This window comes from Nocardioides sp., assembly GCF_964229035.1.
Lineage (GTDB): Bacteria > Actinomycetota > Actinomycetes > Propionibacteriales > Nocardioidaceae > Nocardioides.
Map to the genome: position 1 here is coordinate 24,281 of NZ_CAXRAZ010000055.1, position 11,218 is coordinate 35,498.

Genomic DNA, 11,218 nt, shown 5'->3' on the forward strand with positions numbered 1-11,218 from the left:
CCGTGCCGACGCCGCACGAGCGGCTCGCCGAGCTCGGCCTCGCCGTCCCGCAGGTCGTGCCGCCGGTGGCGGCCTACCAGCCGGCGGTGCGCAGCGGGTCGTACGTCTACACCGCGGGCCAGCTGCCGATGCGCGAGGGCAGCCTCATCGTCACCGGCAAGGTGGGCGCGGAGGTCGACGCCGACACCGCCACCGAGTGCGCTCGCCAGTGCGCGCTCAACGCGATCGCGGCGATCGGCTCGCAGGTCGACGACCTCGCTCGCGTGCGGATCGTGAAGGTGGTGGCATTCGTCGCCTCCACGCCCGACTTCACCGGGCAGCCGGGGGTGGCCAACGGCGCCTCCGAGCTCTTCGGTGCCGTCTTCGGCGACCTCGGTGTCCACGCCCGCTCCGCGGTGGGCGTGCCGGTGCTGCCGCTCGACGCCCCCGTCGAGGTCGAGGTGATCGCCGAGATCCTCGACGAGGCGCCCGAGTCGGCCTGATGCGCATCCCGCTGCCGCCCGTCCCGTTGCCCGAGCACCTGGCGGCCACGGCGCTGGAGTACGCGGAGGGTCGCCGCGAGCCTGTGGCGCCGCGCGACGCGGCGACCGTCGTCCTGCTGCGCGAGGGTGTCGACGGACGGCCGGAGGTCTACCTGCTGCGCCGCCAGCTGAGCATGGACTTCGCCGGCGGCATGGCCGTCTTCCCCGGCGGCGGCGTCGATCCGCGCGACTACGACGCCACCGTGGCGTGGGCCGGTCCGTCCCCCGCCGACTGGGCGGCCCGGCTGGGCACGGGCGAGGACGCCGCCCGCGCACTCGTGTGCGCGGCGGTGCGCGAGACCTTCGAGGAGTCCGGCGTGCTGCTCGCCGGCTCGAGCGCCGGCGAGGTGGTAGCCGACACCAGCGGCGACGACTGGGAGGCCGACCGCGTCGCCCTGGAGTCGCGCGAGCTGTCGATGACCGACTTCCTCAACCGTCGCGATCTGGTGCTCCGCACCGACCTGCTGGGGCTCTGGAGCGCCTGGCTCACGCCGGTGTTCGAGCCCAAGCGCTACCGCACGTGGTTCTTCGTCGCTCAGCTGCCCGGGGGGCAGATCACCCGCGACGTGTCGAGCGAGTCGTCCTCGGTGGTCTGGCTGGCCGCCGCCGACGCGGCCGAGCAGGCCGAGGACGGCGCGATCGCCATGCTGCCGCCCACCTACCTCACCTGCCTCGAGGTCGGTCTCGTCGCCGAGCGCGAGGGCGGCACGGCGGCGGTGCAGCGGGTCGCGCACGAGCGGTCGGTGGAGATGTTCACCCCCACCGTCGAGCCGCTCGGCGAGGGCTACACGCTCTCGATGCCCGACCACCTGCGCGCCGAGGTGGCCGCACGGCGGAGCGGCTCGTGAGCGCGCCCGCCGGCCAGCAGGTGCCGCCGTTCGGCGAGTGGCACGGCGGAGCGCACGGGCAGCGCGGGCGGTGTGTGCTCGCCCCCAACCCGGGCCCCATGACCCTCGACGGCACCAACACCTGGGTGCTGCGCGAGCCCGGCGCGCGCCGCTCGTTCGTGGTCGATCCCGGCCCGCTGGACGACGCCCACCTCGACGCCGTCGCCGAGGTGGCCGGCGAGGTGGAGGCCGTGCTCGTCACCCACCACCACCTCGACCACACCGAGGCCGCCCGCTCCTTCGCCGAGCGGATGGGCTGTGGGGTGCGCGGCCTGGACGCCGCCCAGTGCTGGCGCGCCGACCCGATCGTCGACGGCGAGCGGCTCCTGCTCGACGGCCTCGACGTCGAGGTGCTCACCACGCCCGGGCACACGCTCGACTCGGTCTCGCTGCTGGTCGGCGAGGACCGCTCGCTGCTCACCGGCGATCTCGTGCTCGGTCGCGGCACCACCGTGATCGCCCACCCCGACGGCGATCTCTCCCACTACTTCACGTCCCTCGAGCGCCTGCGGGCGCTGGTGGGCGAGGGTCGGGCGGAGTCCCTGTGGCCGGCCCACGGCCCGGTGCTGGCCGACGCGGCCGGCGTCCTCGACTTCTACGTGGTGCACCGCCGCCAGCGCCTCGCGCAGGTGGAGGACGCCGTGGCTCGCCTCGGCCTGCGCCTCGACGCCCTGCCGCCCGACGTCGCCGAGGATCCCGACCTGCCGAGACAGGTCGTCGAGGTGGTCTACGCCGACGTCGACACCTCGCTGTGGCCGGCCGCCGAGCTCTCGGTGCGCTCCCAGTTGGCCTACCTCGCGCGCCGAGCCCGCTTGTAACTACGTGTTAGGTGCTCTACCAGGGCGGTCAACCACCCTGGTAGAGACACGAACACGTAGTTACAAGCGCGGTCGGCCGGATGCGGCCGCGGGCGCCGTCGAGCGTCAGACGAGCTTCTCGAGCGCGATCTCGAAGGCGGTGGCGGCCATCGAGCGGGGCTCGGGGGAGCGGGTGCGGCAGGCCTCGAGGGCGGTGCGGATGGTGGCGGAGACGTCGCCGAGGATCGCCTCGTCGGAGACCTCGTCGATGCCCTCCATGAGCAGGGTGAAGGTGCGGGCCATGCCGCAGTTGGCGATGAAGTCGGGCACCACGGCCACGTTGGCGTCGGCGAGCTCGTAGGTGGGGCCGTAGAAGATCTCGGGGTCGGCGAAGGGCACGTTCGCGCCGCAGGCGATGACCTCGAGCCCGCCCGCCACGAGCCGCTTCACCTGGTCGGCGGTGACCAGGCGGGAGGCGGCGCAGGGCAGGAAGACGTCGGCGCCGAGGTCCCAGACCCGCTCCTCGACTTCGGCCGGGGTGAGCACCTGGTCGGCGACCAGCCGGTTGCCCTGCTTGTCGAGGAAGAGCCGGTGCACGGCGTCCAGGCCCAACCCCTCGGGGACGACGAGCCCGCCGTCGCGGTCGATCACGCCGACGACCACGGCTCCGGCCCGGGCCAGGTAGTAGGCGGCCGCGGAGCCCACGTTGCCCCACCCCTGGACGACGACCCGCTTGCCCTCCGCGCTGCGCCCGCCGGTGTGCGGGTGCTCGCCGTAGACGTCGTAGAAGTGGCGCACGGACTCGGCCACGCCCCAGCCGGTGACGAGGTCGGCCACCGTGTACTTGGCGTCGCGGTCGGGGGTGAAGCGGGGGTCCTCGACGACCTTGGAGACGCCCAGGCGCAGCGCGCCCACGCGCTGGACGACCTCGCGCTGGTCGGCGGCGAAGTGGCCGTTGACGATGCCCTCCTGCGGGTGCCACAGGCCGTAGCGCTCGGTGAGCGGGATGACGTCGTGCAGCTCGTCGACGTTGAGGTCGCCGCCGGTGCCGTAGTAGGTCTTGAGCAGCGGCGTGACGGCCTTGAACCAGCGCTCGAGGACGCCGGCGCGGCGCGGGTCGGAGGGGTCGAAGTCGATGCCCGACTTCGCGCCGCCGATCGCGGGGCCCGACACGGTGAACTTCACCTCCATGGTCTTGGCGAGCGCCTCCACCTCGGAGCGGTCGAGGCCCACACGCATGCGGGTGCCCCCGCCGGCGGCGCCTCCGCGCAGCGAGTTGATGACGACCCAGCCGCGGGCCTCGGTGTCGGAGTCGTGCCACTCGAACACGATCTCGGGGGCGGCCGCCTCGAAGCGGGCGAGCAGGTCCTTCATGACGTCTCCTGGAGGGTGCGGTCGGTGGCGTGCGGGGCGGGGTGCGCGGCGGCGCGGGCGCTCGGGGGCGGGTCGATCGCGGGGACGACGCGCCCGCGCGCCTCGCCGAAGCCCAGGCGGGTGCCCCCCGGGCCGGGCGCGGTGGCGCGGAGGACGACCTCGTCGTCGTCCTCGAGGAAGGTGCGCTGCTCGCCGGCGACCTCGACGGGCTCGGCGCCGCCCCAGGTGAGCTCGATGAACGCGCCGCGCTGGTGGCGCTCGGGGCCCGACACCGTGCCGGAGGCGAACAGGTCGCCGCTGCGCGTGGGTGCGCCGTTGACGGTGAGGTGGGCGAGCATCTGCGCGGGTGACCAGTAGGTGGTGGCGTACGGCGGGCGGCTGACGACCTCGCCGTTCCACTCGACCTCGAGCTCGATGTCGAGGCCCCAGGGGCGCTCCATCGCGAGGTAGGGCAGCACAGGGTCCTGTCCGGGCACGTCGACGCGGGCTGCGCGCAGCGCGGCCATCGGCACGATCCACGGCGAGATCGTGGTGGCGAACGACTTGCCGAGGTGGGGGCCGAGTGGCACGTACTCCCAGGCCTGGATGTCGCGCGCCGACCAGTCGTTGAGCAGCACGACGCCGAAGAGGTGGTCGTCGACGTCGGCGATGTCGATCGCACGACCCATCGCATTGCCCGTGCCCACCACGAAGCCGATCTCGGCCTCGATGTCGAGGCGGGTGGAGGGACCGAAGGTCGGGGCCTCGGCGCCCGGAGGACGCCGCTGGCCGCACGGGCGGACGACGTCGGTGCCCGAGGCCACCACCGAGGCGGCCCGACCGGTGTAGCCCACCGGCAGGTGCTTCCAGTTGGGCATCAGCGCCTCGCCGTCGGGGCGGAAGAGCCGCCCGAGGTTCGTGGCGTGGTGCTCGGAGGCGTAGAAGTCGACGTAGTCGGCCACCGTGAAGGGCAGGTGCATCCGCACCTCGTCGAGGCTGCGGCCGAGGCCCGCGGGCACGCCGTCGGCGAGCGCGGACGCCAGGCGGGCGCGCGCGTCGTCCCAGGTCGGGCGACCGGCGGCGAGGAAGGCGTCGAGGCTCGGCTGCTCGAAGAGCGGGGCCAGGTCGCCCACCAGTGCGGCGATCTCGACCACCTCGTCGCCGAGGCGCGTGACGGGTCGCGGCTCCGCTCCGTCGGCCGAGGCCACGCCGTAGGGCAGGTTGTGCAGGCCGTAGAGCGCCGCGCTGTCGGGGCTGTCGGGGCTGTCGGCGCTGTCGGGGGTGCGGGCGGTCATCGGGGCTCCTCGAGCAGGCCGAGCGCGACGAGCTCGGCGACGGGTTCGGCGATGCTGCAGGTGCCGAACGAGGTGAACGGTCGTGCCGGGGGCGAGCCGGCCGAGGCGGCCGGGTCGCCCCCGCGCGTGGCGGCGAACCGGTCGCGGACGACGTCGGCCCGCTGCTCGCGCAGCAGGCCCGCCACCTCGTCGGCCTCGGCGCCCGCCGCCGCAGCCTCGGCGGCCAGCAGCAGCGTGACGAAACCGTGCTGGACGACGCCGAGCGCGGGGTCGGCGGTGGGGAGCGCGTGGTGCAGGCCCGCGGTGGCCTTGAACGGAACCTCCGCGCGCGCCAGCGCGACGACGGCCGCGGCCAGCTCGGCGGCGTCGGGGAAGAGGTCGGCGGTGAGCCCGCCAGTGCGCAGCTTGGCGCGCAGGCCGGTGCCGGCGAGCGCCTCCACCAGGTGGGGGCGCCGGGCGTCGCGCGGCAGCTCGACGCTGATGGCGAGGGAGGGCGCCAGCTCGGCGATGGCGTCGAGGTGGCGCAGCGCGGCACGCGCACCGGCCGCCCCGGCGACCCCGGCTGGACCCTCATCCGTCGCCGCCGGCAGCGCGACCTCGAGACTGCGCACCTCCACACCGGCGATCTCGACCGCGCGGGCCAGCGCACCCTCGGCCGCCTCCGGGGAGGGCACGGTGAGGGCGATGGCCAGCGGGTCGTCGTCCACGGCCGGGGTGAGGAGGTCAGCGAGGCGGGGGAGCGCGGTCGCCGGCAGCACGAGCGGACCGACCAGCGCGGCGTGACGACCCCGGCGGTGCTCGCGGTGGGCCCGCACGGCGTCGGGCAGGGGGAGGTCGCCGGGCGGGAACACCGCGGCGTCGTCCAGCAGGCCGGTGAGACGCACCGGCCACGCCGCCGGGGCCACGGTGCTCACTGCACGCCCCGCACCCAAGAGGTCAGGTAGACGCCGTCGTCGCTGGCCCGCCCGGCCTCGCCGAGCTCGAGCGGGCGGAAGGTGTCGACCATGACGGCCGTCTCGTCGACCGCCTCGACGCCGATCGAGCGCTCGTACGCCCCAGGCTGCGGGCCGTGCGGGTGCCCGCCCGGGTGGAGGCTGATCGAACCGACGCCGATGCCCGAGCCCTTGCGCGCCTCGTAGTCGCCGCCCACGTAGAACATGACCTCGTCGGAGTCGACGTTGGAGTGGTAGTACGGCACGGGGATCGCCAGCGGGTGGTAGTCGACCTTGCGCGGCACGAAGTTGCAGATCACGAAGTTCGGACCCTCGAACACCTGGTGCACGGGCGGGGGCTGGTGCACGCGCCCGGTGATGGGCTCGAAGTCCGCGATGTTGAACGCGTAGGGGTAGAGGCAGCCGTCCCAACCGACCACGTCGAAGGGGTGCGCGGGCAGCACGTGCACGGTGCCGGCCAGGCCGCCGGCGCCGGGGCCGCGGTGCTTGATGAACACCTCGACCGGTCCGTCGTCCTCGGACGCCGTCAGCGTGGACGGCGTGCGCAGGTCGCGCTCGCAGTAGGGCGCGTGCTCGAGGAACTGCCCGAAGCGCGAGAGGTAGCGCTTCGGCGGCGTGATGTGGCCGTTGGCCTCGATGCAGTAGAGGCGCAGCGGCTCCTCGGCCCCCGCGGAGGGCACCCAGCGGTGCGTGGTGGCGCGGGGGATCACGACGTAGTCGCCCGCACCGACCTCGAGGGCGCCGAACACGGTCTCGACGACGCCCGTGCCGGACTCCACGTAGACGCACTCGTCGCCGACGGCGTTGCGGTAGAGGGGCGAGTGCGCTCCGCAGGCCACGTAGGAGATGCGCACGTCGGCGTTGCCCATCACCAGGCGGCGCCCGTGCACGGCGTCCACGCCGGCCCAGTCGGCGGCGGTGAGCTTGTGCAGGCGCAGGTGCCGCGGGGCCAGCGGGTGGTTGGGCACCGTGCTCTGGTCGGGCAGCTCCCACACCCGCGCCTCGACCACCGAGGAGGGCAGGTGGCAGTGGTAGAGCAGGGACGAGTCGGAGGAGAAGCCCTCCTCGCCCATGAGCTCCTCGAAGTAGAGCGAGCCGTCGGGGGCGCGGTGCTGGGTGTGGCGCTTGGGCGGCACCTCCCCGACGCGCAGGTAGTGGGCCATCAGAAGTTGCCCCGCCGCGCCTGCTCGCGCTCGATGGCCTCGAACAGGGCCTTGAAGTTGCCCTTGCCGAAGCCGAGCGAGCCGTGGCGCTCGATGAGCTCGAAGAACACGGTGGGCCGGTCGCCGGTGGGCTTGGTGAAGATCTGCAGCAGGTAGCCGTCCTCGTCGCGGTCGACGAGGATGCCGCGGCTCTGCAGCTCGTCGATCGGCACGCGGACCTCGCCGATGCGCGCGCGCAGCTCGGGGTCGGAGTAGTAGGAGTCGGGCGTGCTGAGGAACTCCACGCCCTCGGCGCGCATCGCGTCGACGGTGGCGAGGATGTCGTTGGTGGCCAGCGCGAGGTGCTGCGCGCCCGGCCCGCCGTAGAACTCGAGGTACTCGTCGATCTGCGACTTCTTGCGCGCCACGGCCGGCTCGTTGAGCGGGAACTTCACGCGGTGGTTGCCGTTGGCCACCACCTTCGACATGAGCGCCGAGTAGTCGGTGGCGATGTCGTCGCCGATGAACTCGGCCATGTTGGTGAAGCCCATGACGCGTCGGTAGAAGTCGACCCACTCCTCCATGCGACCGAGCTCGACGTTGCCGACCACGTGGTCGAGCGCCTGGAAGAACCGTCGCGGCGCCCCCTCGCGCCGCGTGTAGGACGACGAGCGCGCGACGTAGCCGGGCAGGTACGGGCCGTCGTAGCGCGAGCGGTCGACCAGCGTGTGGCGGGTCTCGCCGTAGGTGGCGATCGCGGCGGTGCGCACGGTGCCGTGCTCGTCGCTGACGTCGTGGGGCTCGACGAGCACCTCGGCGCCCTGCGCGCGGGCGTGGGCGATGCACCGGTCGACGTCCGGCACCTCGAGGGCGATGTCGACGACACCGTCGCCGTGGCGCCGGTGGTGGTCGTGCAACGGGCTCTCGGGCGATACCCCGCCCTGGACGACGAAGCGCACCCCGCCGCTGCGCAGCACGAAGGACACATGGTCGCGCTGGCCGGTCTCGGGGCCGGCGTAGGCGACGAGCTCCATGCCGAGAGCGGAGACGAAGAAGTGCGTGGTCTGCGTGGCGTTGCCGACGACCCACACGACGGCGTCCCAGCCGGTGACCGGGAACGGGTCGCGGGCGTCGTCGTGGTCGACGAGGCCGACGAGCCGGGTCAGGGTGTCGAGGTCGAGGTCGGCGAGCCGCTCCTCGCTGGTGAGGGTGTCGTGGAGGGACGTGTCGTGGACGGCCATGGCAGCAGGTGACCAGCCGCGATGTGAGCGGCGCAACATGCGCACGAGGAGGTGGTCATGGTGCCCAGGCTGTCGCGCTGAGGTCTGGTACAGCTGGACAATCTGTCCACTCGCGCTGGACGAGCGTGGCAACCTGCGCCCTAGGCTGGCTGCCATGCCCGGTGCCCTCCCCCTCGACCAGGTCGACCTCGCGTTGCTGCGCGCCCTCACCGAGCACCCGCGCGCGGGCGACCTCGAGCTCTCGCGGGCCACGAGCCTCGCGCGCGCCACCGTGCACAGCCGCCTGCGGCGTCTCGCCGACGCGGGCGTCATCGCCGACTGGGATCCGACCCTCGACGTCGCGGCGGCGGGGTTCGAGGTGCAGGCCTACGTGACCCTCGAGATCTCGCAGGGCGCCCTCGACGAGGTGGCGCGCGACCTCGCCGCCATCCCCCAGGTGCTCGAGGCGCACGTGACCACGGGCTCCTACGACGTGCTCTGCAAGGTGGCCACCCGCTCGCACCCCGAGCTGCAGGCGACGCTCGTGCGCATCGACCAGTCGGCGTCGGTGGTGCGCTCGACGAGCGTGATGGTGCTCTCGGTGCTGATCGCTCCCCGCGTGCTGCCGCTGCTCGCCGCCGCGGAGCCGCCGCCGAGTCCGCGGGCGCCGGCCTACCGGGGCCGGTAGCGGCTGCCCGCGGCCGCTCGCCGGGGCCGGAAAAATTGAAAGCCGCCGCAGGCGTCTCGGGTCACCTGCGGCGGCGGACTCCATCGTGACACCCAGCCGGGGCCGCTGTCTGCCGATCGCGCGACGAAGGGACCCATCGGTCATGTGCTTCCGGTCACACCGGAGCCGTCCGCCCCTCGTAGTCGCCCATTGGATCGATCCACCGGCGAGAGCCCTGCAAACACGGGCGATTCGTCGTCCGCGCCGATGTGCACGAGCGCGGAACGGGTGCCATGGTGTGGCCCACGCGGACGACGGTGTCCACGGATCGACCCGATTCGTAACCCGATCTTGGTCGGGTGGGCTGTGGGGTAGCGTGCCCACACCTTGACAAGGACCGAAAGGCTGGCGAGTTGCAGATGGTTGATGTGGAGCGGACGCTCGACGAGGCGGGATTGACCAACCCCCACGTCCGTGAGTACGTCGCACACTGGGCCAACATCACGGGTGCCGAGCGGATCGAGGTCGTCTCCGCGGCCGACGACGCCCGACTCGTGCAGGAGTGCCTGGACGCCGGCGAGCTGCTGCCGGCCGGCGAGGGCCTCTACTACTCCCGGTCCTACTTCAAGGACACCGCGCGCGCCGAGGAGCGCACCATCGTCGCCACCAGCGACGAGCGCGACAAGGGCATCTACAACAACTGGAAGCCCGCCGCGGAGATGAAGCCGAAGCTCGTCGAGCTGATGACCGGCGCCTCCGCGGGCAAGACGATGTACGTGATCCCTTACCTCATGGCCCCCAAGGGTTCGCCCCTGGAGAAGTTCGCGGCCGGTGTGGAGCTCACCGACAACCGCGGCGTCGTGCTGCAGATGATCCGCATGGCCCGCGTGGGCGTGGAGTACATCAACGACCTCGGCGACTCCTTCGTCAAGGCCGTGCACGTCACCGGCGACCTGGAGAACCTCGGCCAGGGCACCCCCGACGACAAGCGCTACTTCGTGACCGTCGCCGACGAGCGCACGATCCTGCACTTCGGCTCGTCCTACGGCGGCAACGCCCTGCTGGGCAAGATCGCCCACGGCCTGCGCCAGGGCTCCTTCGACGGCTGGAAGAACGGCTTCCTCGTCGAGCAGTTCATGCTCCTGGGCATCACCGACAAGCAGACCGGCAAGAAGTGGAACATCTGCGGTGGCTTCCCGTCGGCCTCGGGCAAGACCAACCTCGCCATGACGCTCGCGCCCGACGCCCTCGGCGACCGCTACTACGTCGAGTTCTACGGTGACGACATCGCGTGGCTGTGGGTCGGCGACGACGGCAAGCTCTACGGGATGAACCCCGAGTACGGCGTCTTCGGTGTCGCGAAGGACACCAACGAGAAGACCAACCCCACCGCGATCGACTCGATCGTGCCGAACACCGGGGCGATCTTCACCAACGTCGCCTACAACACCAAGACCCAGGAGGTCTGGTGGGAGGGTCGTGGCGAGAAGCCGACCGACCTCGACGGCTGGGAGGACTGGAAGGGCGACGTGATCGCCGAGCGCACCGGCGAGGACGTCGACGCTCCCTGGGCCCACCCCAACAGCCGCTTCACCACCACGCTCGCCAACGTGCCGAACGTCGCGAAGGACTTCGAGGACCCCGCGGGCGTCGAGATCCACGGCATCATCTTCGGTGGTCGCACCCGTGACCGCGAGCCGCTGGTGCGCGCGATCAAGGACATCGCCGAGGGCGTGTACGACGGCCTGACCCTGGGCGCGGAGGCCACTGCGGCCGCCGACGGCCTCGAGGGCGTGCTGCGCTACGACCCCATGTCGATGCGCCCCTTCATGTCCTACGCCGAGGCCGACTACGCCGCGCACTGGCTCGAGGTGCTGGGTCGCACCACCACCAAGCCGATCTTCGCCCACGTCAACTGGTTCCAGCGCGGCGACGACGGTCGCTTCCTGTGGCCCGGCTACCGCGAGAACCTGCGCCCGCTGGTGTGGCTCATGCAGTACCTCGAGGGCGAGGTCACGGGCGTCTCGACGCCGGTCGGCGTCCTCCCGGCCCGCGACGAGCTGCTGCTCGAGGGCCTCGACGAGCAGGCACTCGCCGACCTCGACACCGTGCTGAGCATCGACACCGCGCGCTGGCAGCAGGAGATGGGCTACCGCGAGAAGCACCTCGCGCAGTTCGAGGGCCTGCCCGAGGCGATCTGGGAGGCCCACCGACGGGTGTCCCAGGCGCTCGACAACGCCTGAGCCGCATCCGACCTGCGCTGCCCCGGGCCTGATCCGGGCCTGATCGGAACCTCCGCACGACCCCGGTCCCCTCGTGGGACCGGGGTCGTGTGCTGTTGGGGAGGGAGTGCGGGCGCATGGTCGCCCGCCCGCCCGCCCAT

General features: G+C 72.6%; 10 protein-coding genes. 5 read left to right on the forward strand and 5 right to left on the reverse strand.

Annotated features, from left to right (window positions below; genetic code table 11):
- The first annotated feature begins 2 nt into the window (after positions 1–2).
- From ACERUN_RS16730 to ACERUN_RS16740, 3 genes are read left to right on the forward strand one after another with little or no spacing between them, the layout of a single operon-like run.
- Positions 3–482, forward strand: coding sequence for a RidA family protein (locus ACERUN_RS16730; RefSeq protein WP_370291174.1), 480 nt, complete (start codon positions 3–5; stop codon positions 480–482).
- Positions 482–1,369 (forward strand): NUDIX hydrolase, encoded by an 888-nt coding sequence (locus ACERUN_RS16735; RefSeq protein ID WP_370291175.1) that lies wholly within the window; start codon positions 482–484, stop codon positions 1,367–1,369. The genes ACERUN_RS16730 and ACERUN_RS16735 overlap by 1 nt, the downstream gene beginning before the upstream one ends.
- On the forward strand, positions 1,366–2,226 hold the full coding sequence (locus ACERUN_RS16740; protein WP_370291176.1) for an MBL fold metallo-hydrolase: 861 nt from the start codon (positions 1,366–1,368) through the stop codon (positions 2,224–2,226). Before ACERUN_RS16735 ends, ACERUN_RS16740 begins: the two co-directional genes overlap by 4 nt.
- Before the next feature lie 105 nt (positions 2,227–2,331).
- Here the strand turns inward: ACERUN_RS16740 and ACERUN_RS16745 are convergent, their stop codons facing one another.
- From ACERUN_RS16745 to hppD, 5 genes are read right to left on the reverse strand one after another with little or no spacing between them, the layout of a single operon-like run.
- Entirely contained in the window at positions 2,332–3,579 is a 1,248-nt protein-coding gene (locus ACERUN_RS16745; RefSeq protein WP_370291177.1) for a Glu/Leu/Phe/Val dehydrogenase dimerization domain-containing protein, read from the reverse strand.
- The gene (gene fahA / locus ACERUN_RS16750) at positions 3,576–4,853 is read right to left on the reverse strand and encodes a fumarylacetoacetase (protein ID WP_370291178.1); all 1,278 of its coding nucleotides are present in this window, start codon (positions 4,851–4,853) and stop codon (positions 3,576–3,578) included. Before fahA ends, ACERUN_RS16745 begins: the two co-directional genes overlap by 4 nt.
- Positions 4,850–5,767: a hypothetical protein gene (locus ACERUN_RS16755; protein WP_370291179.1), complete on the reverse strand. Its 918-nt coding sequence runs from the start codon at positions 5,765–5,767 to the stop codon at positions 4,850–4,852. Before ACERUN_RS16755 ends, fahA begins: the two co-directional genes overlap by 4 nt.
- A complete protein-coding gene (locus ACERUN_RS16760; RefSeq protein ID WP_370291180.1) occupies positions 5,764–6,969 on the reverse strand; it encodes a homogentisate 1,2-dioxygenase in 1,206 nt (401 codons plus the stop codon). The genes ACERUN_RS16755 and ACERUN_RS16760 overlap by 4 nt, the downstream gene beginning before the upstream one ends.
- Positions 6,969–8,189 (reverse strand): 4-hydroxyphenylpyruvate dioxygenase, encoded by a 1,221-nt coding sequence (gene hppD, locus ACERUN_RS16765; protein WP_370291181.1) that lies wholly within the window; start codon positions 8,187–8,189, stop codon positions 6,969–6,971. Before hppD ends, ACERUN_RS16760 begins: the two co-directional genes overlap by 1 nt.
- A 154-nt stretch (positions 8,190–8,343) precedes the next feature.
- Between hppD and ACERUN_RS16770 the strand changes: the two genes are divergently transcribed.
- Both ACERUN_RS16770 and ACERUN_RS16775 read left to right on the forward strand, forming a co-directional pair.
- The gene (locus ACERUN_RS16770) at positions 8,344–8,856 is read left to right on the forward strand and encodes an Lrp/AsnC family transcriptional regulator (protein ID WP_370291182.1); all 513 of its coding nucleotides are present in this window, start codon (positions 8,344–8,346) and stop codon (positions 8,854–8,856) included.
- A 398-nt stretch (positions 8,857–9,254) separates the two neighbouring features.
- On the forward strand, positions 9,255–11,078 hold the full coding sequence (locus ACERUN_RS16775) for a phosphoenolpyruvate carboxykinase (GTP) (protein ID WP_370291222.1): 1,824 nt from the start codon (positions 9,255–9,257) through the stop codon (positions 11,076–11,078).
- Positions 11,079–11,218: the final 140 nt, after the last annotated feature.